22 protein-coding genes are annotated in these 22,885 nt (G+C 71.2%); 7 read left to right on the top strand and 15 right to left on the bottom strand.

Annotation, left to right across the window (positions count from 1 at the left end):
• Positions 1-296: 296 nt before the first annotated feature.
• The 6 genes from AB4030_RS08395 to AB4030_RS08370 all read right to left on the bottom strand — a co-directional run bounded on the left by AB4030_RS08395 (position 297) and on the right by AB4030_RS08370 (position 5,894).
• Entirely contained in the window at positions 297-1,076 is a 780-nt protein-coding gene (locus tag AB4030_RS08395) for a TIGR01458 family HAD-type hydrolase (protein WP_442278756.1), read from the bottom strand.
• 133 nt (positions 1,077-1,209) lie between these two features.
• On the bottom strand, positions 1,210-1,614 hold the full coding sequence (locus AB4030_RS08390; RefSeq protein ID WP_442278755.1) for a hypothetical protein: 405 nt from the start codon (positions 1,612-1,614) through the stop codon (positions 1,210-1,212).
• Positions 1,615-1,716: 102 nt separating this feature from the next.
• Positions 1,717-2,148 carry a DUF309 domain-containing protein gene (locus AB4030_RS08385; protein ID WP_442278754.1) on the bottom strand — a complete coding sequence of 144 codons (432 nt, stop codon included), beginning with the start codon at positions 2,146-2,148 and terminating at the stop codon, positions 1,717-1,719.
• Between the two features lie 41 nt (positions 2,149-2,189).
• Positions 2,190-3,782 carry an Hsp70 family protein gene (locus AB4030_RS08380; protein ID WP_442278753.1) on the bottom strand — a complete coding sequence of 531 codons (1,593 nt, stop codon included), beginning with the start codon at positions 3,780-3,782 and terminating at the stop codon, positions 2,190-2,192.
• Between the two features lie 75 nt (positions 3,783-3,857).
• Positions 3,858-4,274, bottom strand: a complete 417-nt coding sequence (locus tag AB4030_RS08375) for a nuclear transport factor 2 family protein (RefSeq protein WP_442278752.1) — start codon at positions 4,272-4,274, stop codon at positions 3,858-3,860.
• A 75-nt stretch (positions 4,275-4,349) separates the two neighbouring features.
• The gene (locus AB4030_RS08370; RefSeq protein ID WP_442278751.1) at positions 4,350-5,894 is read right to left on the bottom strand and encodes an HD domain-containing phosphohydrolase; all 1,545 of its coding nucleotides are present in this window, start codon (positions 5,892-5,894) and stop codon (positions 4,350-4,352) included.
• A gap of 450 nt (positions 5,895-6,344) precedes the next feature.
• Between AB4030_RS08370 and AB4030_RS08365 the strand changes: the two genes are divergently transcribed.
• Both AB4030_RS08365 and AB4030_RS08360 read left to right on the top strand, forming a co-directional pair.
• Positions 6,345-6,665, top strand: a complete 321-nt coding sequence (locus tag AB4030_RS08365) for a hypothetical protein (RefSeq protein WP_442278750.1) — start codon at positions 6,345-6,347, stop codon at positions 6,663-6,665.
• Positions 6,666-6,774: 109 nt separating this feature from the next.
• On the top strand, positions 6,775-7,218 hold the full coding sequence (locus tag AB4030_RS08360; protein WP_442278749.1) for a PA2169 family four-helix-bundle protein: 444 nt from the start codon (positions 6,775-6,777) through the stop codon (positions 7,216-7,218).
• Positions 7,219-7,403: 185 nt separating this feature from the next.
• On the opposite strand, the gene AB4030_RS08355 is transcribed toward AB4030_RS08360, so the two are convergent.
• Positions 7,404-8,585 (bottom strand): phytanoyl-CoA dioxygenase family protein, encoded by a 1,182-nt coding sequence (locus tag AB4030_RS08355; protein ID WP_442278748.1) that lies wholly within the window; start codon positions 8,583-8,585, stop codon positions 7,404-7,406.
• A 163-nt stretch (positions 8,586-8,748) separates the two neighbouring features.
• Here AB4030_RS08355 and AB4030_RS08350 point away from each other — a divergent pair, with 163 nt between their 5' ends.
• The 5 genes from AB4030_RS08350 to AB4030_RS08330 all read left to right on the top strand — a co-directional run bounded on the left by AB4030_RS08350 (position 8,749) and on the right by AB4030_RS08330 (position 13,488).
• On the top strand, positions 8,749-9,801 hold the full coding sequence (locus AB4030_RS08350) for a LacI family DNA-binding transcriptional regulator (RefSeq protein WP_442278747.1): 1,053 nt from the start codon (positions 8,749-8,751) through the stop codon (positions 9,799-9,801).
• A gap of 146 nt (positions 9,802-9,947) precedes the next feature.
• Positions 9,948-10,952, top strand: coding sequence for a Gfo/Idh/MocA family protein (locus tag AB4030_RS08345; RefSeq protein WP_442278746.1), 1,005 nt, complete (start codon positions 9,948-9,950; stop codon positions 10,950-10,952).
• Entirely contained in the window at positions 10,949-12,019 is a 1,071-nt protein-coding gene (locus tag AB4030_RS08340) for a Gfo/Idh/MocA family protein (protein ID WP_442278745.1), read from the top strand. Before AB4030_RS08345 ends, AB4030_RS08340 begins: the two co-directional genes overlap by 4 nt.
• Entirely contained in the window at positions 12,016-12,885 is an 870-nt protein-coding gene (locus AB4030_RS08335; protein ID WP_442278744.1) for a sugar phosphate isomerase/epimerase family protein, read from the top strand. Before AB4030_RS08340 ends, AB4030_RS08335 begins: the two co-directional genes overlap by 4 nt.
• Before the next feature lie 39 nt (positions 12,886-12,924).
• Positions 12,925-13,488, top strand: coding sequence for a DUF6529 family protein (locus AB4030_RS08330; protein WP_442278743.1), 564 nt, complete (start codon positions 12,925-12,927; stop codon positions 13,486-13,488).
• Positions 13,489-13,525: 37 nt separating this feature from the next.
• Here the strand turns inward: AB4030_RS08330 and AB4030_RS08325 are convergent, their stop codons facing one another.
• From AB4030_RS08325 to iolC, 8 genes are all read right to left on the bottom strand, one after another.
• Positions 13,526-14,530, bottom strand: a complete 1,005-nt coding sequence (locus AB4030_RS08325; RefSeq protein WP_442278742.1) for a Gfo/Idh/MocA family protein — start codon at positions 14,528-14,530, stop codon at positions 13,526-13,528.
• 26 nt (positions 14,531-14,556) lie between these two features.
• On the bottom strand, positions 14,557-15,489 hold the full coding sequence (locus tag AB4030_RS08320; RefSeq protein ID WP_442278741.1) for a TIM barrel protein: 933 nt from the start codon (positions 15,487-15,489) through the stop codon (positions 14,557-14,559).
• 31 nt (positions 15,490-15,520) lie between these two features.
• On the bottom strand, positions 15,521-17,020 hold the full coding sequence (locus tag AB4030_RS08315) for a CoA-acylating methylmalonate-semialdehyde dehydrogenase (protein ID WP_442278740.1): 1,500 nt from the start codon (positions 17,018-17,020) through the stop codon (positions 15,521-15,523).
• A gap of 61 nt (positions 17,021-17,081) precedes the next feature.
• The gene (locus AB4030_RS08310) at positions 17,082-17,972 is read right to left on the bottom strand and encodes a sugar phosphate isomerase/epimerase family protein (RefSeq protein ID WP_442278739.1); all 891 of its coding nucleotides are present in this window, start codon (positions 17,970-17,972) and stop codon (positions 17,082-17,084) included.
• On the bottom strand, positions 17,969-19,948 hold the full coding sequence (iolD, locus tag AB4030_RS08305) for a 3D-(3,5/4)-trihydroxycyclohexane-1,2-dione acylhydrolase (decyclizing) (protein ID WP_442278738.1): 1,980 nt from the start codon (positions 19,946-19,948) through the stop codon (positions 17,969-17,971). The genes AB4030_RS08310 and iolD overlap by 4 nt, the downstream gene beginning before the upstream one ends.
• Positions 19,945-20,889, bottom strand: a complete 945-nt coding sequence (gene iolB / locus AB4030_RS08300; RefSeq protein ID WP_442278737.1) for a 5-deoxy-glucuronate isomerase — start codon at positions 20,887-20,889, stop codon at positions 19,945-19,947. Before iolB ends, iolD begins: the two co-directional genes overlap by 4 nt.
• On the bottom strand, positions 20,886-21,857 hold the full coding sequence (locus AB4030_RS08295; RefSeq protein ID WP_442278736.1) for a Cgl0159 family (beta/alpha)8-fold protein: 972 nt from the start codon (positions 21,855-21,857) through the stop codon (positions 20,886-20,888). Before AB4030_RS08295 ends, iolB begins: the two co-directional genes overlap by 4 nt.
• Entirely contained in the window at positions 21,854-22,879 is a 1,026-nt protein-coding gene (gene iolC / locus AB4030_RS08290) for a 5-dehydro-2-deoxygluconokinase (RefSeq protein ID WP_442278735.1), read from the bottom strand. The genes AB4030_RS08295 and iolC overlap by 4 nt, the downstream gene beginning before the upstream one ends.
• Between the last annotated feature and the right edge of the window lie 6 nt (positions 22,880-22,885).

Here is a 22,885-nt window from a genome sequence, read left to right as displayed (position 1 = left end):
CTCCCACTGGGCACCGCAACGGTCACACTCGCGGTCGTACCCGGGGTGAAGGCAGCCCACCCACTCGACCCACGGCGGCGTACTCGTCAGGGGTTCCGGGTCAGCGGGCAGGCCGATCACGAGATGCCGGACCTGGCCGCCCCCGCACGCTGGGCACGTGCCACGGGGAAGGTCGTATGCCGTGACGTCATCGGCATCCTCGTCACCCCAGCGGATCATCATGCTGGGCATTCTGCATCGGGACCGAAGGGGCTGAGGCGGTTTTCCAGCTCGCCCACCCAAGCGATCGGCTTCGGTCAGAGTTCGGCCCACCGTCGTGGCAGGTCAGCCACGGAGTCGAGCACCGCGTCGGGGCTCACCCCGCCGTGGAGATCGGACGCGTGGAACTTGCCCGTGCGCACGAGCACGCCTGCCAGTCCCGCCAGCTGGGCACCCTCGATGTCGGTGTGGATGTCGTCGCCGATCATGACGACCTGGTCCGCCGGAAGGTGCAGGGCCTCGACCGCGGCGTCGTAGAAGGTCCGATCGGGCTTCCCGACGACGACCGCGGTCCGGCCCGCGGCATACTCCAACGCCCGCACGAAGGCGCCCGCGTCGAGGCGAAGGCCGTCCTCGGCTCGCCAGTACCGGGTCATCCCCAAGGCAACCAGAGGGATTGCAGGGTCGCTCATCAGCAGACGAAGAGCGCGGTTGAGCGCGGAGTAGCTCCAGCCCTCGCCCAGGTCGCCGATGACCACCGCACCAGCGCCGTGTTCGAGCCCGTCCGGCAGGGGATCCAGCTCGGCGAACTCCGCGGCGGTGGCCTCCGGGACGAACACCGCGGGCCGAGTGATGCCCTGGCTTCGCAGCCAGGTCACTGCAGCCACTGCCGGTGTCAGGACCTGGTCCGCTCCTGCCGAGATCCCCAGACCAGCCAGCTTGGCGACCACCGACAGCCGCGGACGCGAGGTGGTGTTGGTCAGGAAGAGGTGTCCAATGCCCTCACGCTCCAGCCAGCCGATGGCTTCGGCGGCGCCCGGCACCGGCCGGTCACCCACGTAGACGACACCATCGAGATCGAGCAGCACCCCGCGCACGTCTCCATCATCATGCGCCAACGCGCGGGGCATGGCTTCCCCGGGCCCGTCCCTCCGGCAGGGCGCGACCCAGCGCCGTCAGGCTGCCTTGGCGATCCTCACAGTCATCCCGCCGCGTGCCGGGAGTCGGTGATCAGCCGAGACCGAGGAGAACGCACAGCACAGCGAGGCACGCCGTCAGCGCTCCCATGCCCCATCGTTCCAGGGGGTGCCGGCCGGCGAGGTTCCCCACGGTGTTCACCGCGAAGAGCAAGGCGAACACCCAGCACGCCAGGGTCAGCGCCGAGCTCTGCGACGTGGAGCCGACCACTCCGCCGCGAAGCAGCAGCAGCCAGCCGATCGCGATCAGCACCACGGCCGTGACCAGGCTGGCGGCGCGGTACCTGCTCGGCAGTCGGCCGTCGGAAAGCGCCACGCGGCCGCCGTAGGCGGCTGCTGCCCATGGGGCCCCGGCGCTGAGCCCCAGCTGGAACGCGGCGGCGAGCAGCAGCAGTCCGCAGGCTGCGACGGCCAGGCCCTCGGTGACGGTGTGAGTCATCGCGCTCCTTTGCGTCGGGCCTCCGTGACAGTGGTTGCGAGGCGACGTGATCATTGCATCGTTCAACGACGGGCATCACCTCACGGCGCTCCGGGCTTGCGCCTACAGCTTCCCGACGTGACTCCGCGCCTGCTCGATGACGGCGTTGACGTCGAGGCCGTAGGCCCAGCGGCCGGTCGCCTCGAAGGCGGTCAACCGCTCCGCGGCGCGGTCGAAGAGTCGATCGGCTCCGACCTGGTTTCCGCGGGCGGCATGTGTCATCGCGACGCAGACCTGCGCGAGCCCCTGCCACAGGTCGCGTTCCTCGACCGGCCCCGCCTTCCAGCGTGCCTCCAGCACCTCGTGCGCGGAGAACGGCCGGCCTGCTCCCACGAGCTCTCGCGCTGCTGCAAGTGTCTCTTCGGGTGGCAGTGGTTCCTCCGACACCGGCTCGACGCCCTCGGCGCCGTAGGGCAAGGGCCGGCCCAGAGCGTCGCGAGGCCTCCCCTGGCGCGCGCGGCCTACGGCGTCCCGGTCACGATCAGGTCCCGTCATACGACCAGTCTGCCAAGGGGCCGCACCCGGTCCGATCCGGATCAGACGTGGAGCACGTGCTCCTGGCGGTAGCCGGTCGTGAGATCGGTGAGGGACAGCTCGATGATGCCGGCCGGGTCGACGGTGTAGCGCTCCTCGAGCAGCGGGCCGGCCTCGAGGCGCACGATGGGCAGCTCGCGCAGGGCCGAGGCCTCGGCGGGGGATTCGCTTCCGGTCGGGCTCACCGTTCGCTGGACCTCCGGGTCGAAGGGGAAGACGATCTGGGCCACCGGGGTGAGGTCCCCGCGGGGCTCGCCCTGGTCGTCGACGGAGGAGTACTCCACGAAGCGGAACCAGCCGATGTTGTGGGCGGCCCGGTAGCGGCGCGTCACCACCACCGGCTCGGCGGATGCCGGGTCGCCGAGTGCGTCGGTGGTCCGGAGCGACCGGTCCAGCACCGGGTCGAAGGACACCGCGGCCCCACCCTCGCGCTCCCGGAAGACGCCGAAGCCGCGCGACAGCCGGTCGCGCAGCGAGAACCCCGCGTCGGGGTCGGCCGCGATGGCCAGGCCGATGGCGGTGGAGGCGCTCGGCATCGGGGAGCGGTGCACGCGGCGGCCGAACCGAGACCGCAGCAGCCGTGGGACCAGCGGCAGTCCGCTCGCGCCGCCGACGATGTAGATGCCGGCCACCCCTTGGAGCTCGTCACCGTCCCCGTCGGGCGAGCTCAGGGACTGCACCAGCGGTTCCATCGCCTCGGTCGTCGCCGTGACCAGTGGAGTCACCGCGGCGTAGAAGTCGTCGACGGGGACGGTCACGGCGGTGCCGGCCTCGCCATCGGCCGCGGGCACCTCGACGGCGACCCGGCGTGACTGCGGACCGATGCGCTCCTTGGCCTCGCGGCACTCCTCGAGCAGGCTCGCCCACGACGCCCCGGACAGCTCGGTCCTCGTGCGGCCGGCTCCTTGCAGGGCGGCCTCGGCGAGGGCGTGGTCGAAGTCGTCACCGCCGAGCCGGTTGACGCCGAAGGAGTCGAGCACCTCGTGCTGGGTGCCCGACAGCCGCAGCAGCGAGGCGTCGAAGGTGCCGCCGCCGAGGTCGTAGACGATGACGAGGTCGCGCCGGGAGGTGATCGACCGGGCCTGCCGGTGCGCGAACTCGAAGCTGGCTGCCGACGGCTCGTTGACCAGGCCGGCCACGTCGAAACCGGCACGTCGGCACGCCTCCAGCGTGAGGAAGCGCTGGGCACTGTTGGCCTGGGCCGGCACCCCGAGCATGGCGCGGGGCGGGACCGCCCCCTCCAGCCGGCTCTCGATGCTCGACGCGGTCCGGAGCGCGTCGAGCACGGCCGAGAAGAGCCCGGTCAGCACGTCGAAGAGCGGCACCTCGCGGTCACCGAGACGCATGAGCGTGTCCGGTGTGACCCGCGGCTCGGCGAGCACTCGCTTGAACGAGCGGGCGCACGGCATACCGCGTCGGGCCGCCTCCAGCGCCGCGAAGCCGTAGACCAGCGTGCCCGCGTCGTCTGCGACGACGGAGGGGAAGTGGTCACGGGCGTCGCCGTCCTCGTCGAGGAAGGACACGACCGGGTAGTTGCCGCGGTCGCCGTGGGCCACGACGGTGTGCGTGGTGCCGAAGTCCAGGCCGAGATCCATCCCACAAGGCTAGGCGGCAGCGCCGAGACCGCAGAGCCGAGCGACCAGCTGACGAGACGGCGCCCGGGCGCCCGCTCAGGCCCAGAACGCGGTCACTGCGGGCGGGTCGCCGACGAACTGGTCGACCGAACGCACCTTGCCGTCCTCGAGCTGGAAGTAGAGGACCTGGGTGTCGTCGAACGTGCGGCCGTCGGGGCGCGCCCCCGTGATCCGGGTGAGGACCGCCACGTGTCCGGCGCCGTCGGGCATGAACAGCTCGGGCACCGGCCGGAGGGTGCCGGCGGTCAGTTCCATCGAGGCTCCGAGGAACGCGAGGATCTCGTCGATGCCCTGCTTGATCCCGCCGAGCCGGTCGGGGTTGCGGTGGTTCCAGGTCGCATCGGCGTGGAAGCCGTCCGCGAAGGCCGCGAGGTCGCCGGTGCCGACAGCCTCGAAACCGGACCGCACCGCCTGGACGTCCGTCTCGGCGGTGGAGTGGGTCATGGTGGTCATCGGGTCCTCCTGAGGTCGGTGCTTGGTTGGTCCGGCCCACGCTAGGAGGGGGCGGATGACCGGCACATCGACCGTTCAGTCGATATCCCGTCCGGCCCGGACGGGTGCCGTGACGAGGCCGTGGCGCATGGCGAACATCGCCAGACCGGCGCGGGTCGTGACCTGGCACTTGGCGTACACGTGCACCGTGTGGGTGTGCACCGTGGCCGGCGAGATGAACAGTTGTGCGGCGATCTGCTTCTTGGTGAGCCCGTCGGCCAGGAGGCGCAGCACCTCCAGCTCCCGCCCGGTGAGGTCGACGGGCAGCGGCGGGAACGTCGGCCGCGGGCCGTGGGCGGCAGCCAGGACGGCGCGGACGGCGTCCCGGTCCAGCGGCAGGGCCGAGATCAGCCGGGCGGCGTCCGCAGGTGGATGTGCGGGCCGATGGGGCCGTGGCTCCCCCAGCGTGTGCCACACGTCCGCGGCGGCGAGCAGCCTTGTGGCGGCGTCGAGCTCGCCGGCCTGGACGCCCATGGGGTAGCCGGAGCCATCCAGCCGCTCGTGATGTCGGCTCGCGATCGGCGCGAGCGGCGCCAGCTCCGGCGACCGCGACAGGATCCGGCCCGAGTGGTAGGGATGCAGGCGCACCAGCTCCCATTCCTCTGGTCGCAGCGCCCGGGGCTGCTCCCAGACACCCGTCGGGACGGCCACCCGGCCGAGGTCATGGACGAGCCCGGCGCGGTACACCAGCCTCGGCTCGATGCCGTCGAGCTCATGGGCCGCTGCCCGCGCCAGCAGTGCCACACCACGCGAGTGGCCCTGGAAGAACGGGGCCTTGAGGTCGGCCGCATCGCCGAACCCCGCCAGCACCTCGTCCAGGTGGTCGTCGTCCCGGAAGAAGCGGTGCGGATCCGGCTCTGCGGCAACGACCGTCGCCCACAGGTCCTCGGGATCCGCAAGCTCGAGCAGCTCGCGCGACGCGTCGAGGAAGCTGCCGGTGATCCGCGGGTCCAGGGCACGTCCGGACCACCGGGTGAGGTTCTCTACGGCGAGACCCGGCCCACCGACGGCGTCGAACATGACGGCGGCGTGGCCGACAGCGGCGTAACGGGCCGGCTCCGGCAGCTCGTCCCCCGACCGACCGACCGGCGCGCCCTTCCCGTCGTACCGCTCGAAGGCGCACAGCACGGATGCCGTGACCGCCGAGGGCAGGCCGAGCAGCGTGGTGAGCTCGGCGCCCACCTCGCAGTCGGCACGCGCGCCCGCTGCCACCAGGCCGGGGACCCTCGGCATCCGGGCCAGCACGCGAAGCCGCTCGACCCCGGTCCCGAGGCTCGCGAGGAACCGCACGGCCTCCGCCGGACGGGCCGTGTCGACGAGGTCGCCGCGGGCACGCACCGCGATGTCGTCGCCCCCGAAGGCCGCCGCCGCCTCGTGCGAGGTGGCCGCGCACCCGGCATAGCGCATCAAGGTCGAGTAGTAGACCTCGCCCAGACGGACCGGAGGGAGACCGTCACGGCGAGCCAGCTCGCCGGCCACCAAGCACGCCCGCATGGCCTCTCCCGGCGGACGGCCTCGAGTCAGGTCACTCGTCACCGAGAGCGCAGCCACGACTCCCGCGACGCGGACCCGGCTCGGCACGTCGTGAGTCTAGCGCCGTCACCGGCCCCACCCGGGTCGCTGCAGAGCGACAGTGCAAGGACCTTCGCCTCTTCTCACGCCCTGCACGGCGAGCGACGCTTGCACTGGAGGAGGCGCTCATCATGGCCAGCACGACGCATACGACCAGCTCGTCCAGCAACACTGCGGACGAGCAGGGCCCGCGGACCCGGAGCCCGTTGGCCCGGGCGTGGATCTCCATCGCCCTCGTCCCGGCCTTCTTCGTCGTCGCGTTCGCTGCGGCGCATGGCCGCTCTGTTGGGCGTCGGGGCGGGCCTGCTCGTCGTCCTCTAGCAACCCACCTCTGGAGGGCCAGCCTCCGGACTGCTGTACGTCGCGCTTGACCGGCTCATTCGCGTCCCTGCGCGCGGCTCATCGGCAACGATGTCAGAGAGAGGAGCAGACTCGCCGGCCATCGAAAGGGGCGCCCCCATGAGAAACGCGGTCAAGGCGTTCGCGCCGCACTCCCCGATCGGTTGGACCGCTGTCGCCCTCGGGTTCGGGGTCGCTGCCGCCGGCCTGCTGCTCTACTACGTGTCCGACGCGGTCACGAACGGGGGTTCGCAGTCGGCGCCCCTGTGGCTGCACGTACTCGTCCCTGTCGCCGTCCTCGCCGTCGCGACCCCCGCGGTCATCGTGGGCTTCCGGTCCCGCCGCACGGATCCCTCGACCCTGGGCACCATCGCACTGGCCGTCGCGTGCGTCCTCGGCGGCTGGACCGCCTTCACCGGGGTGGTCGGCTTGATCGTCTAGCGCCGATCTGACCGGCCCGTGGCTCCGGGTGGGACCCGACGTGGGAGGTTGGTCTACTGCTCAGGCGGGTAGGACTCGTGGGTCCAGCACACCGATCGAAGGAGCGCACATGTCGGACGACGCAAACGTCGCCAAGGAACTCGTGGAGACCCTGAAGGACGGCGAGCGAGGCTTCGCCTCCGCCGCCGAGAAGCTGCGGGACAGCGACCGCGCCGAGTGGGCCACCACCCTGCAGCGCCTCGCTGAGCAGCGCGCGGGCTTCCGGAACGAGATCGTCGCCATGGGCCACGAGTACGGCGACGACGTCGACGAGAGCGGCTCGGCCGCCGCGGCCCTGCACCGCGGGTGGATCTCGCTCAAGGACGCCCTGACCGGTGACGACGCGAGCAGCGTCCTCGGTGCCGCGGTCACGGGCGAGGACCACGCGGTCTCGGAGTACGAGAAGGCCGAGAAGGCGGACCTCAGCGCAGGCTTCCGTGCAGTCGTCGCCCGCCAGCACGCCGCCATCGTGGCGGCTCGCGACGAGGTCAAGGCCCTCCAGATCGCGGACTGATCCGATGCCTCCCCGACCCGGTGAGTCGGGATGTGACGCAGCCTCGGGAGCCTGGCTCCTGACGCGGTAAGCGACACCGGTTGGTCGACACCCCTCCGAGGAATGAAGCCCTCGGAGGGGTGTTGTCGTTCCGACGACGGCGCTGGGCGGCGCGGCGGCTCCGGTTCCTCAGTCGGCGCGGAGGGTCAGTGGCTCTCGCGCCCCGAGAGCTGCTGTCGCAGTTTGCTGACCAGCTCGCGAGTGGGCAGGTCGGCGGCGACCGCGTCCGAGACGATGGCGGCCTGCGTCGGCGGAGACATGCCGTCGACGGGCTGGTCCCGGTCGAGGTTCGTCGGGAAGGCGTAGCCCTCGGCGCTGGCGGCGATGACGTTCTCGACTTCGCGACGCGGCATACCCGAGTCACGGGCTGCTCGCAGGGCCGGGTAGACCGCCTGCACGACCCGGGCGCGGTCGACGGTCTCCATGGCACGGCCGAAGGCCGAGCTGACCTGCAGGAGGTTCGCCATGCGTCGCACGTCGGTCGTGTGGTTGGTGCCGGCAGCGTGGAAGAGCGCCGGGTTGAAGAAGACGGCGTCGCCGGCCGACAGGGGCAGCTGGACGTGGTGGGCGACGAAGTAGTCCTGGAACTCGGGCTGCTGGTAGGCGACGTAGCCATGGGCGTACTTCTGGCTGTGCGGCAGGTAGAGCGTCGGGCCGGACTCCACCGGCATGTCGACGTGGGCCACCGCGCCCTGCAGGGTCAGCACCTGCGAGAGGGCGTGGACGTGGGCCGGGTAGGCCGCGCACGTCTCGGCGGACTGGAAGCCGAGGTGGTAGTCGCGGTGGACCGTCTGGCCGGCGCCTCCGGGGTTGACGACGTTGAGCTGCGAGGTGACCTGGTAGCCGGGGCCGAGCCAGGCCTGGGCTGCGAGTGCGACGGCGTCGTTGGCGTAGTAGTCGACGAACGCCTCGGGGTCGGCGACGGCGAGCTTCTCGAGGGCGTTCCAGATGCGGTCGTTGGCGCCGGGCTTGGCGAAGTGGTCGCCGGCCGCGGCACCGCTGGCGCGTTGGTCGGCGATCATCCGCTCGAAGGCCGCGGTGGCGCGGTCCAGGGGTTCGGCGTCGAAAGCGCCTGCCAGCACGACGATCCCGGGGCCGTCCGAGAGCGCCCGGGCCAGCTCCGCCTGCACGTCGCGACGGGAGGCGTCGTCTGCTGCCGTATGCCGCAGCGTGGCCCAGTCGTAGACGAGCACCTGCCGCTCGACGCGGGTCGCATGGGGGTAGTCGGCGAGGTGGGTCTGCTCGGTGAGCACCTCGAGCAGGTCGGACAGGTGGGCATCCTCGGGACGGATCCAGTGCGTCGCTGAGCTGGTGGCCGTGACGGTCATGGTGCCCTCCTCGGGCTGAACGGTGCTCACCGGCTGACGGCGCGGACGGTGGCGAGGGTGGTGGGGTGATCTCTCAAGGATGCGGTCGTGACCGCCCCCGGTCAGGCCGCCGAAGACCTCAGAAAGACCTCAGGCACAGTGGCCCGGCGTTAGGCTCCGGCTCATGGCTCCACAGCGATCCACGTCGCACCGGGTCCGCGACATCGCCGAGCAGTCGGGCCTCTCGGAGGCGACGATCGACCGGGTGCTCCACGGCCGTCCGGGCGCGAGCCCCAGGGCGGTCCAGGCCGTCGAGCGGGCCGTGCTCGACCTCGACCGGCAGCAGACGCAGCTGCGCCTGGCCGCCCGCACGATCCTGCTCGACGTCGTGGTGCAGGCGCCGTCCCGCTTCAGCTCCGCCGTCCGGTCTGCGCTCGAGGACGAGCTGCCGGCGGCGCGTCCGGCCGCCGTGCGGGCCCGCTTTCACCTGCGCGAGAACGCTGACGTCGACGCCGCCGTCGAGGTCCTCGACGGTCTCGGTCGTCGAGGCCGCGTCTGTCACGGGGTGATCCTCAAGGCACCGGACGACCCCGGGGTGGCCGCTGCCATCGGGCGGCTCGCGGAACGCCGCATCCCCGTCGTCACGCTCGTCACGGACGTCCGCCACAGCGCGAGGGTGGCCTACGTCGGGCTCGACAACGCCGCGGCCGGCGCCACGGCGGCCTACCTCGTGACCCAGGTGCTCGGGGACCGTCCCGGTGACGTCCTGCTGACCTTGAGCCGGTCGTCGTTCTTCGGGGAACGGGAGAGGGCCGCCGCCTTCGGGGCGGCCCTCGCACGTCTCTCCCCTGCACGGCGCGTGCACACCATCACCGACAGCGACGGGCTCGACGCCACGATGAGCGCCCTCGTGTCCGATCTGCTTGCGGCGCAACCGAAGGTGCGCGCCGTCTACTCCGTCGGCGGCGGCAACCGGGCCATCGCCGAGGCGTGCGCGGCGGCGGACCGCCGACCGACCGTGTTCATCGCGCACGACCTCGACGAGGACAACGTCGAGCTGCTGCGCTCGGGTGTGCTCACGGCGGTCCTGCACCACGACCTCCACGCGGACATGCGCAACGGCGTGCGCCAGTTGATGCGAGCGCACCGCCTGTTGCGTGGCGCACCCACCTCGGTGGCGGCCAACGTCGAGGTCGTCACGGCATACAACATCCCTCCCCGCACCCGCGTGCACTGACGCTGAGGTCTTTCTGAGGGGTCGAGGTGCTGCCATGGCAGCCGTCGCCACTGCACGATGGGGTCATCAACCGGGACCACGACGTCATCGGTCGCCTCGGCGGGTCGGCGTCGCCCCTTCGCCCCTTCGCCCGCTCGAGGAGAACCATGCGCCTTGGCCTGATCGGACTCGGCCGAATCGGCTCCTTCCATGCCGATACCCTGTCCCAGCTCCCCGCCGTCGAGTCCCTCGTGGTGACCGACGTCGTCCCCGCTGCCACGAAGAGTGTGGCGGAGCGGGTGGGAGCCGACCCAGCGGACTCGCCGCAGGCTCTGCTGCGCAGCGGCGTCGACGCCATCGTCATCGCGGCGGCCACCACGGCCCACACCGAACTCATCCGTGCGGGGGTGGATGCGGGCGTCCCCGTGTTCTGCGAGAAGCCTCTGTCCGGTGATCTCGACGAGGCCGTAGAGATCGCTCGCTATGCGAGCGCCAGCGGGACGCCCGTGCAGGTCGGCTACCCGCGTCGTTTCGACCCCGCCTTCAGCGCAGCCCGTTCGGCAGTGGAGTCCGGTGAGCTCGGGTGGGTGCACACGGTGCGGTCCACCACTCTGGATCCCGCGCCCGCGCCACGTCCCTACCTCGAGGCGTCCGGAGGCATCTTCCGGGACTGCAGCGTCCATGACTTCGACACCGTCCGGTGGGTCACGGGCCGCGAGGTCGTCGAGGTCTACGCCACCGGGAGCGCCCGGGGGGACGACGTCTTCGCAGAGCTGGGTGACGTCGCCACCGCGGCCACGGTGCTGACGTTCGACGATGGCGCCACCGCGGTCGTGTCGAACACCCGCTACAACCCTCGCGGCTACGACGTCCGGCTGGAGCTGCACGGCACCAGTGACAGCGTCGCCGCGGGGTGGACCGATGCAACGCCACTGCGCAACCTCGAGCCCGGCGCCACCTGGCCCACTGGGCCACCCGCCACCTTCTTCATGGACCGACTCACGGCCGCCTTCCGTGCAGAGCTGCAGGCGTTCACGGATGTCGTTGCCGGACAGCGGAAATCGCCCTGCACGGTCGACGACGCCCTGGCCGTTGCCTTCATCGCCGAGGCTGCCACCCTGTCACTCCGGGAGCACCGCCCGGTGCGGGTCGATGAGGTGCGGCGCGGATGACGATGCCCCACGGTGACGCTGCAGCGGAGCCCCTGCGGCTCGGCCTCCTCGGGGCCGCCCGCATCACTGACCTGGCCGTCATCAAGCCGGCGCGCGTCACCGGCACCCGACTGGTCGCCGTGGCGGCGAGGGATCCCGCCCGCGCGGCGGCGTTCGCCGAGGCCCATGGCGTCGAGAAGGTGCACCAGTCCTACCTCGACGTCATCAACGACCCCGACGTGGAGGCGGTCTACAACCCGCTGGCCAACAGCCTCCACGCACCTTGGAACAAGGCCGCCCTCGCCGCCGGGAAGCACGTCTTCACGGAGAAGCCATCCGCGAGCAACGCGGTCGAGGCGGAGGACGTCGCCGCCCTGGCGAGCACCACCGACCGAATGTTCTTCGAGGGGTTCCACTACCTCTGGCATCCGCTGGTCGCTCGCCTCCACGCGATCCTCGCCAGCGGGGAGCTCGGCGAGCTGCGACACGTCGAGACCGTCATGGACATGCCCGCGCCTGACGCCGGCGACCCGCGCTGGTCGCTGGAGCTCAGCGGGGGCGCCCTCATGGACCTCGGCTGCTACAGCCTGCACTCGATGCGCATCCTGGCCCCGTTCGCCGGCGGGGAGCCTGCGCTCGTCAGCGCGACGGGCGGGGAACGACCGGGGCAGCCTGGGGTCGACGAGTGGCTGACCGCCGAGCTGGCGTTCCCGAACGGTGTCACCGGGACCGCCGGCTGCAACATGGCGAGTGACCGCCACCAGATGAGCCACCGCCTGGTCGGCACCGCCGGTCAGGCGGTGATCACCGACTTCGTCAACCCGCACAACGACGACCGGCTCATCGTGACCACCAGCGAGGGCAGCCGCACCGAACACCTCGGCCGCCGGTCCTCCTACACCTACCAGCTCGAGGCCCTCACCACGGCGGTGCGCACCGGTGCGCCGGCCCGCACGGACGCGGCCGATGCCGTCCGGACGATGCGTCTGATCGACGAGTGCTACGAGGCGATCGGCCTGCCACCGCGCCCGTCCCACTCCGACACCGCCACACCCTCCGACGCCCACTCCGGGAGCGACCACCGATGACGATGCCCACCGACGAGCTGATGGCCACCTGTTGGACGAGCGCGGGCGATGCCGCCTCCGACCGCCCGGACCTGCGCAGCCCGCTGACCCTGCGCGAACGCGTCGAGGCCGCCTCGGACGCCGGCTTCCGGGGCTTCGGCCTGCTCTCGGACGACCTTCCGGGCGCCGTGACCACCTACGGCCTCAGCGGGATCCGTGACCTGCTGGCCGACAACGGGATCGTCCACCTCGAGCTCGAGGGGATCCCCTGGTGGTGGGACGAAGGGCCCCACCGTGCGGAGTCGGACCGGGTCCGGCACCTCCTCCTCGAGGCGGCCGAGGTGCTCGAGCCGCGCCACCTCAAGGTGACCCCCGACGGCGAAGACGGGCCGTGGGACCGGACGGTCTGGGCGTCGAGGTTCGCGGGGCTCGCCGACCAGGCCGCGGGCGTGGGGGCGCGCCTGGGCATCGAGTTCTTCCCGTGGTCGAACATCAAGACCCTGCACGACGGACTGCAGCTCGTCGCCGACGCCGGTCACGAGGCGGGCGGCGTCATCATCGACACGTGGCACGTCGCCCGTGCGCACACGCCGGTGTCCGACCTCGCAGTCGTGCCGCTGGACCGGATCATCGGGGTCGAGCTGAACGACGCCGACGCCGACGTCGTCGGGACCCTGTTCGAGGACACGGTCCACCGCCGCCAGTACTGCGGCGAGGGCACCTTCGACCTGACGGGCATGATCACAGCCCTGCGCACGGCTGGCTGGAACGGGCCCTGGGGTGTGGAGATCCTCTCCGACGAGCACCGCGCCCGACCGGTCGGCGAGGCGCTCGCCCGCGCCGCCGACAGCGCGAGGAACGCGCTCGACGCGGCGACGTCGGACTGACCCCTTCCCTCGATCGCCGTGCGGGAGCATCCTGACCCCATGGCAGCAAGTGCGCCGTCGAGGAACATGGCCGTCCCCTTGACGGCTTTTGCCGCAGGAGCGGTCGTCGCGCTGCTCGTCGGGGTGTTCGGCAAGGTGCACGACCCGACCCTCGCCGGCACGACGACCCTCGGGTTCCACACGGTCATCGACATGAAGGTCGTGCTCACCGTCGTGATCGGGATCCTCGCCGTGGTCCAGCTCGTCGGGGCACTCTGGATCTACGGCCGGCTCGGCGTCGAACCGCCGTCCTGGCTGGGAACGGCACACCGGGTCTCCGGCGCGGTCACGGTCGTGCTCATCGTCGTCGTCGCCTACCACTGCCTCTGGGCGCTGGGCCTGGAGTCCGGGACGTTGGCCGACGGCGAGCCCGTGCCGACCCGGACGGTGGTGCACGGCCTCCTCGGCTGCGCCGTCATCGGTGCACTGGTCGTCAAGGTGACCGCGGTTCGGTCGAGGCGCGCGCCCGGCTGGTTCCTGCCCGTGGCGGGCGGCCTGCTCTTCGCGCTCCTCGTTGCCGTCGTGCTGACATCCGCCGTCTGGTACCTCGCCGCCAAGGGCTGACCCCGCAGAACGGGCCAGCCCTTGGCCGCCGGACGGATCAGGCGTAGAAGGCGGGCTTGGCGATCATCTCGACCTTGACGACGCCGTCGTCGGTGAGCGCACGCACGCCGGCGTCACAGACGCAGGCCGCGGCATACCCGTCCCACGACGTCGAGCCCGTGTGCTCCCCGCGCGCGACGGCACTGATCCACTCCTGCACCTCGGTGACGAACGCGCCCCAGAAGCGGTCGTTGTGGTCGCGCGCGATCGAGTTGCGCACCCCGACTCCGTCGCGCACGACGATCGCGTTCTGGTCCCCCAACGAGACCGTCCCCTTCTCGGCAACCGCCTCGCAGCGGATGTCGTAGCCGAACTGGCAGTTGACGAAGATCTCGTCGTCGACGCGCACGCCGGACTCGGTCTCGAGCACCAGCACCAAGGGGTCCTGCAGGTGCTCGAAGCGCAGAGACGTCTTCTTCGGCTTGTCGACACGCGCCGAGACGAACTCCTCCCCGAGCAGCCACCGCATCGTGTCGATCTCGTGGATCGCGGTGTCGTTGATCGCCATGTCCCACGTGTAGTGCTCGGGCACGGTCGGGTTGCGGTGCGCGCAGTGCACCATGAGCGTCTCGCCGAGCTCCCCGGAGTCGAGCAGCGACTTCATCTGCCGGTAGCTGCGGTCGAAGCGACGCATGAATCCCACTGTCACGAGGCGGCGCCCGCCCGCCTGCTCGGCCTCCATGATCCGCAGCGCCGCCTCGGCGGTCGGTGTCAGCGGCTTCTCGCAGAAGACCGGCTTGCCGGCCGCGATCGCGGCCAGGACGTCGACCTCGTGAGCGGGGCCGTAGCTGCAGATCATCACGGCGTCGACCTCGTCGGCGGCGATGAGGTCGCCCGACGACGCGTACGCGGTCCCACCGATCCGGTCGGCGACCTCCTTGGCGCGCACCTCGTCGACATCGGCGACGGCGACGACACGGCCGCCCGCGATGACGGTGTGGATGCGGTCGATGTGGGCCTGGCCCATCCCGCCGGGGCCGATCATGCCGATGCGAACGGTCATTGCTGTGACTCCTTCGTCACTGGGGCTCAGCGGTGGCCGAGACCGATGGATGCGAGGTACTCGCGGGTCTGGATGGCGTTGGGCAGCGGGTAGGACGGGTCGCAGGGGTACATGTCCTGCTCGCACACGACGTAGAGCTCCTTGTCGAGGTCGGCGAGGGCCTCGACGAAGGCCGGCATGTCGGGAGCGCCAGCCGGCGGCGCGACCGAGCAGCCCTTGGCGACGGCCAGGCCGAAGGGCCAGTCCTCGTCGTGCGCCTGCTTGACGAGGCCCTCGTCCATCGCCTTGATGTGGACGTAGGAGATGCGCTCGGGGTACTTGCGGCACAGCTCCATCGGGTCGCCGCCGCCGTAGACGATGTGGCCCGTGTCGAGGCAGAAGCCGACGTAGTCCGGGTCAGTGGCCTGGAAGACCCGGTCGATGTCCTCGGGCGTCTCGATGTGGCTGTCCCCGTGCGGGTGCAGCACCATCTGGAGGCCGTAGTCCTCCTTCATGATGCGACCGAGCCGGTCGGCGTTGCTGATGTAGGCGTTCCAGGCCTCGGTCGACAGCACGCGGTCGTCGGTGTAGTCCCACGTCTTCTCGTCCCGGAACATCGGGGGCAGGTGCACGATGTACTCCGCCCCGACGGCAGCGTGCGTCTCGGCGATCTCGCGGAAGGTCTTCTCGGTGTCGGCCCACGCCTCCGGCTTGTGGAGGATGCCCCAGCCGGTGCCGGCAACGACCTTGAAGCCGCGCTGGTCCATCTCCTCCTGCAGGCGCTTCGGGTCCTTGGGGAAGTAGCCGAACGGTCCCGTCTCCATCACCGAGAAGCCGGCCTCGGCCATCTCGTCGAGGGCGGTCTCCCAGTGGATCTGCTTGTCGTCCTCGGGGAACCAGACGCCCCACTGGTCGGGACAGACGCCGATCGTCAGCTTGCTGTAGCGCTCGTCGGTGTTGCGGGCCTTGGACTCGGCCATCGTTGGTCGTTCCTCTCGAAAGGTTTGGGAGTCAGTCGTTCTGGGGGAAGCCGAGGTTGAGTCCGCCGTGGCTCGGGTCGAGCCAGCGCGACGTGACGACCTTGCCCCGGGTGAAGAAGTGGACGCCTTCCATGCCGTGGGCGTGGGTGTCGCCGAAGAGCGAGTTCTTCCACCCGCCGAAGGAGTAGTACGACACAGGCACGGGGATCGGCACGTTGACGCCGACCATGCCGACCTCGACGTTGCGCTGGAACTTGCGCGCCGCGCCGCCGTCGTTGGTGAAGATCGCGGTGCCGTTGCCGTAGGGGTTGCTGTTGATGAGCTTCAGCCCCTCGTCGTAGGAGTGGACCCGCACGACCGACAGCACCGGCCCGAAGATCTCGTCGTCGTAGAGCGACATGCCGGGCTTGACGTTGTCGAAGAGCGTCGGCGCGAGGAAGTAGCCCTCGCCGTCCGAGTCGTAGTCGTCCCGACGCCCGTCGACGACGAGCGTCGCCCCCTCGGACACCCCGGCGTCGAGGTAGGACGTCACCTTGTCGCGGTGCTGGGACGTGACGAGCGGGCCCATGTCGCAGCCCCGCGTGCCGTCGCCGGTGACGAGCTTGCCCATCCGGTCCTTGATCTTGCCGATCAGCTCGTCGGCGATCGGCTCGACCGCGACGAGGGCCGAGATCGCCATGCACCGCTCCCCCGCCGAACCGAAGCCGGCGTTGACGGCGGCGTCCGCGGCGAGGTCGAGGTCGGCGTCGGGCAGCACGAGCATGTGGTTCTTCGCGCCGCCGAGCGCCTGGACGCGCTTGCCCTGGGCGGTGCCCGTCTCGTAGACGTACTTCGCGATCGGGGTCGAGCCGACGAAGGACACCGACTTGATGTCGGGGTGCGTCAGCAACGCGTCGACGGCCTCCTTGTCGCCGTTGACGACCTGCATGACGCCGTCCGGCAAGCCGGCTTCCTTCCACAGGGCGGCGATCGCAAGAGCCGCGGACGGGTCCTTCTCCGACGGCTTGAGCACGACGGCGTTGCCGCACGCGATGGCGACGGGGATGAACCACATCGGCACCATGGCCGGGAAGTTGAACGGGGAGATGACGGCGACGACGCCGAGCGGCTGGCGGATCGAGTAGACGTCGACGTTGGTCGAGGCGTTCTCGGAGAAGCCGCCACGCATGAGCGTCGGGATGCCGCAGGCGAACTCGGCGACCTCCAGGCCGCGAGTGACCTCACCGAGCGCGTCGGACAGCACCTTGCCGTGCTCGGCCGTGATGAGCGCGGCGATGTCCTCCTTGCGGTCGTTGAGCAGCTCGCGGAAGGCGAACAGGACGGCAGTCCGCTTGGCGAGCGAGGCCTCGGCCCAGCCCTCCCAGGCGCCGGCCGCGCTCTTGACGACCTCGTCGACGAGCGAGGCCGAGGCGAGGTCGAGCACGCCGGTCTGCTCGCCCGTCGCAGGGTTGAAGACGGGCGACGTGCGTTCCGCGGTGCCGGTCCACGGCCGGCCGTCGATGAGGTGGGTGATGCGGGTTGGCGTGCTCATGAGGGTTTCCTTCTCTTGCAAGCTGGTTCAGGGGTATGCCGTGTGCTTGGCCGGGGTGGGCTCAGCGGCGGTTCGGGGAGACGAGCGTGGGAGCGGTGGCCCACTTGTCGAGGTAGGAGCGGATGGTGTCGCGCATGTAGGTGCTCGACTCACGCGCCCGGTCCTCCCAGGCGAAGACGCACGAGGTGACGATGCCGTCGAAGCCGATGCGCTCGAGGCCGGCGAAGAACTGGCCGAAGTCGACCTCGCCCTGTCCGATGTCGAGGTGCTGGTGCACCGTGACCTGAGAGCCGGGCGGGTTGACGATGTAGCGCAGCCCCGACGACGCGGTGTGGTCGTAGGCGTCGGCGACGTGGACCATCGTCACGAGATCGCCTGCCTTGTCGAGGATCCCGTCGCAGTCGTTGCCCTGGTGGAAGGTGTGCGGAGCGCAGTAGAGGAAGCTGACGTTGGGGCTGTTGATCCCCTTGATGATGTCGACCGCGCGCTTGCCGTCCTCCTCCCAGTCGTCGGGGTGCGGCTCGAGCACGAGCCGGATCCCCTCCTTCTCGAAGACGGGCAGCAGCTCCTCCATCGACTGCCAGAACATCCGCTCGCAGGTCGCCGCCTCGCGCGGGTTGCCGTTGAACTCGGAGTTCATCGTGTCGACGCCGAGCAGCGAGGCGATCTGGATGGCGCGCGTCCAGTAGCGCACCGCCGCCTTGCGGTCCTCCTCGTCGGGACCGCTCCACCTGAAGAGCGGCAGTACCGACGACACCCCGACACCCGCCGAGCGCAACGCCGTGCGGAAGGCGGCGACGCCGGCGTCGTCGACGCGTGGGTGGTTGAAGAACGGGATGAAGTCGTCGCGCGGCGACAGCTCGATCCACTCGTAGCCGAGATCAGCGACGAGAGAGGGCAGCTCGAGCAGTGGCGTCTCACGGAACATGTACGGGTCGAGGGCGAGCTTCATGACGAGGACTCCGGGCTTGTCGGGCTGGTGTTCGGGCGGCCGGGGGTGAGGAGCGGGCGCTGGGTGGCCTTGTGGTGGACGTACTCGCCGTATGCCGTCTGCGTCGTGTCGAGCTCGCTGACCGCCGAGACCGGCACGTCCCACCACGACGCGCTGTCGGGCGCGTGGACGAGCGGGTCGGTCTCGACGTGGATGACGACGGGTCCGCCGTCGGTCGGCCAGGCCTTGGCCTCCTTGATCGCCTGGTGCAGCTCGTCCAGCGAGTGCACCTCGATGACGTGCGCCCCGAGGGAGCGCGCGTTCGCCGCGAGGTCGACGGGCAGCACGTCACCGTCGAGACGGCCGGACGACTCCCCCCGGAACCGGTAGCTCGTGCCGAAGCGCTGCGACCCCAACGACTCCGACAGCGAGCCGATCGAGTGGAAGCCGTGGTTCTGCACGAGCACGACGATCACCTTGACCCGCTCCTGCACGGCGGTGACGAGCTCGGTCGGCATCATGAGGTAGCCGCCGTCACCGACCATGGCGAAGACGTCGCGTGACTCGTCGGCGAGGCGGATGCCGATCGACGCCGGCACCTCGTAGCCCATGCAGGAGTAGCCGTACTCCACGTGGTAGGCCTTGCGGTCCCGGACCCGCCACAGCTTGTGGATGTCGCCGGGCATCGACCCGGCCGCGCAGAGCACGACGTCGCGCGGGTCGCTCAGCTCGTTGACGGCGCCGAGCACCTGGCCCTGGGTCAGCAGCCCCTCGGCGAGGCGGTCGGTCACCTCGGCGGCCGGGTGGAAGGCCCCCTCCACGGCTGCGTCCCACTCGGCCCACAGCGCCGCCTGACGGTCACGGTAGGCGTCGTCGACGGCATACCCCTGCAATGCCGTCGTGAGAGCCGTCAGCGCCTCTCGCGCGTCGGCGACCACCGACAGGCCCGAGTGCTTGCCCGCGTCGAAGCGGGCGACGTTGATGTTGACGAAACGGGCCCCGTTGTCCTGGAAAGCAGTCCGCGACGCCGTGGTGAAGTCGCTCCACCGCGTGCCGATGCCGATGACGACGTCGGCCTCGGCCGCGAGCGCGTTGGCGGCGGTCGTGCCGGTGGAGCCGATCGCACCCATCTCCTGCGGGTGACCGTGCGGCAGCGAGCCCTTGCCGGCCTGCGACTCCCCGACGGGGATGCCGGTGGCCTCGCAGAACGCGCGGAGCGCCTCCTCGGCCCCCGAGTAGTGCACGCCACCACCGGCGACGACGAGCGGCCGCTTCGCCGAGCGGATGACGGCCGCGGCGTCCGCGACGTCGACGGCCTCGGGCACTGGGCGGGCGACCCGCCACGTGCGCGGCGCGAAGAGCCCGACCGGCCAGTCGTGGGCCTCCGCCTGGACATCCTGCGGCAGGGCGATCGTCACGGCGCCGGTCTCGACCGGATCGGTGAGCACCCGCATGGCGCCGAGGAGAGCCGACGGCAGCTGCTCGGGACGGCTGACCCGGTCGAAGAACTTCGACAGCGGACGGAAGGCGTCGTTGACCGTCACGTCGGCGGCATACGGCAGCTCGAGCTCCTGGAGCACCGGAGCGCTGACGCGGGTCGCGAAGGTGCCGGACGGCAGCAGCAGCACGGGGATCCGGTTGATCGTCGCAAGCGCCGCGCCGGTCAGCATGTTCGTCGAGCCGGGACCGACCGAGGCCGTGCACGCCCACGTCTGCAGGCGGTCCTTCTGGCGGGCGTAGGCGACGGAGGTGTGGACCATCGCCTGCTCGTTGCGGGCCAGGACGTAGGGCACGCGCTCCCGGCCGTCGGCCAGCTCGTTCTGGAGCAGCGCCTGACCGATCCCGGCGACGTTGCCGTGGCCGAAGATGCCGAAGCAACCGGCGAAGAGCTTCTGCCGCTCCCCGTCACGCTCGCTCCACTGGTTGGCGAGGAAGCGGACCACGGCCTGGGCCACCGTGAGGCGCACGGTCGTGGCCGCCTGGGTGTCGCTCGTCATCGAGCACCTCCAAGGGGAAGTCGGGGGTCGACCGGCTGGTCGGACCACGTGTCGCGGACCCACCCGTGGGCGGGGTCGTCGCAGATGAGCCAGGCGCGCTCCGCTCCGGGGCCGGCCATGACGTTGAGGTAGTAGAGGTCGTAGCCGGGCGCCGCCATCGCCGGCCCGTGCCAGCCGTGCGGCACGAGGACGACGTCGCCGGACCGGACCTCGGCGAGCACGTCGATCGGACGGTCGTCGGTGCCGTAGACACGCACATAGCCCAAGCCAGGACCGCCTTCGGCGGGCTGCCCCTCCAAGGTCGAATCAAGCTCGCTTCGCTCGGTTGATTCGACCTCGAAGTAGTAGATCTCCTCGAGCTCGGTCTCGACGCCCGGGCGCTCCTCGTCGTGCTTGTGCGGCGGGTAGGAGCTCCAGTTGCCACCCGGCGTGATCACCTCGCAGGCGATGATCGAGTCGGCGTCGAGCACGCCCGGGATGCCGAAGTTGCGGACCTCCCGTGACGCGACCCCCGCACCGCGCAGCTCGACGGGCACGTCCGCAGCGCCCACGTGGCGGAACGGCGGCGTGTGCCGCTCCGCCGCGCGGGCGCCGCAGATCGCGACCCTGGCGGGGCCGCCCACGGCGGTCACCGTCAGCTCGCAGTCCCGGGAGGCATAGGCGACGTCGGTCGGGCCGGCGAAGACGGACTCCCGCCCGGCCAGGTGCGCCTCGTGCTTCTCGCCGTCCGCGTCGACGGCCGTGACGGACACGGATCCGGCGAGCGGCACGACGACGTGCTCCCACTCGCCCGCGACGACGGTGCGGCTCTGTCCGGGAGCGAGGTCCACGGCATACAACCGCGTGTGCGCCCACCCGTCGACGGTGTCGTCGATCGCGACGGACCACTCGGCCGTGCCGGCGCTCCCGAGCGGACGCACCCAGCGCTCGTTGTCACTCACGCGCCGACCCCGTTCCCGTTGACCGACCCGTTGACGGACCCGTGGACGAGGCCGGCGGCGATGTCGACGGCCGCGGCGACGTCGCCGCCGGGCGGGAAGAGCAGGGCGCGACCGACGACGAGACCGCGCACGGCGGGAAGGTCGAGCGCGTGCCCCCACGACGCATACGTGTCCTGCGGGTCGCCCTGCGGGTCACCGCCGAGGAGCAGCGTCGGCAGCGTCGTCGCGTCCATGACCCGGTCGAGGTCGTCGACGACGGGCAGCTTGAGCCACGTGTAGGCGCTCGACGCGCCGAGCCCGGCGGCAATGTGGACCGACTTGATCGTCGAGTCCGGGTCGAGCTGGTTGACGACCCGACCGCCCTCGCGCGTCGAGAGGAACGGCTCGACCATCGCCATGACCTGGTGCTCGGCGAGCTCGGTGACGGCCCGTGCGCTCGCCTCGAGCGTGGCCACCGTGCCCGGGTCGTCGAGGCAGATGCGCGTCAGCATCTTGCCGCCGTCGATGCCGCGCGCCGCGATCTCCGCGGCGGTGTAGGCGGTGAAGCGGTCGTCGAGCTCGAAGCTGGCGCCCTGCAGGCCACCGCGGTTCATCGAGCCGATGGCCACCTTGCCGTCGAGGGCGCCGAGCAGGAGCAGGTCGTCGAGGATGTCGGGCGTGCCGAGCACGCCGTCGACGCCGGGACGCTCGAGAGCGGTGACGAGGCGGTCGAGCAGGTCGCTCCGGCTCGCCATCGCCGTGCCGGCGCCACGGACCCCGAGGGCCCCGCGGGCCGGGTGGTCGGCGGCCACGATCAGCATCCGGCCGTCCTCGCGCACGAGCGGGCGGCGCTGCCGGGCGGCCCAGGCGGCGGCGATGCGGCCGGGCTCGCGGACGCGGATCTCGGTCAGGTCGGCGACCGCGACCTTCGGGCTGGCGGCCGGGCTGACGGCCGAGCTGACGGCCGGGCTGACGGGCGTGGTGGTCATCGTGCCTCCTCGGCGACGGTGGCGAACGGGGCAGCGGGCCGGTCACGGGTGGCCAGGCGCTCCTCGACCTCGGCAGAGGTCGGCATCGCGGTGGAGCACTCGAGCTTGCTCGCGACGATCGCACCCGCGACGTTGGCGAACTCGAGGACGCGCCGCAGGTCCCATCCCTCGAGCAGGCCGTGGCACAGGGCGCCGCCGAACGCGTCGCCGGCGCCGAGGCCGTTGACGACGTCGACGGGGAACGGCGGCACCTCGACGCGCTCGTCGCGGGTCGCGGCGAGCACCCCCTTGGGGCCCTGCTTGACGACGGCGAGCTCGACGCCGCGCTCGAGCAGCGCGTCGGCGGCCCGTTGGGGGTCGGTCTCACCGACGGCGACCTCGCACTCCTCGCGGTTGCCGACGGCCACGGTCACGTGCCCCAGCGCGCGCCCGACCTGCTCGCTCGCCTCGGCCGGGTCGGTCCAGAACATCGGGCGGTAGTCGAGGTCGAGCACCGTGTGGGTGCGGCGGCCACGGGTCTCCCAGGCCCGGAAGTGCGCCGAGCGGCTCGGCTCCTGCGAGAGTCCCGTGACCGTCGCCCAGAAGACGCCTGCGTCACGGATGGCGCCGAGCGGCAGCTCGTCGGCCTCGATGATGAGGTCGGGCGCGATCGGGTAGCGGTAGAAGTAGAGCGGGAAGTCGTCCGGTGGGAACACCTCGCAGAAGGTGACCGGCGTCGGCGGACCCGCGACGGCGGAGACGAAGGCGTCGTCGACCCCGAAGCCCTGGAGGGCCTCGTGGATGTAGCGACCGAAGGCGTCCTGCCCGGTGCGGGTGATGAGGGCGACCCGGTGCCCGTGCCGGGCCGCAGCGACGCTGACGTTGGTCGCGCTGCCGCCGAGGAACTTCTGGAAGGTCTCGACCTTCTCGAGCCCGACGCCGTGCTGGAGCGGGTAGATGTCGACGCCGGTGCGTCCGATCGCAACGACGTCGTACGCGGTGTCGTATGCCGGGTCGCCGGGTGTCGTGGTGGGGGCGCTCATCGCGGC

This window comes from Terrabacter sp. 2YAF2 (assembly GCF_052114705.1).
GTDB lineage: Bacteria > Actinomycetota > Actinomycetes > Actinomycetales > Dermatophilaceae > Terrabacter.
The sequence above is the reverse complement of the archived record's forward strand: the minus strand, read 5'-3'. Positions and strand labels throughout refer to the sequence as shown.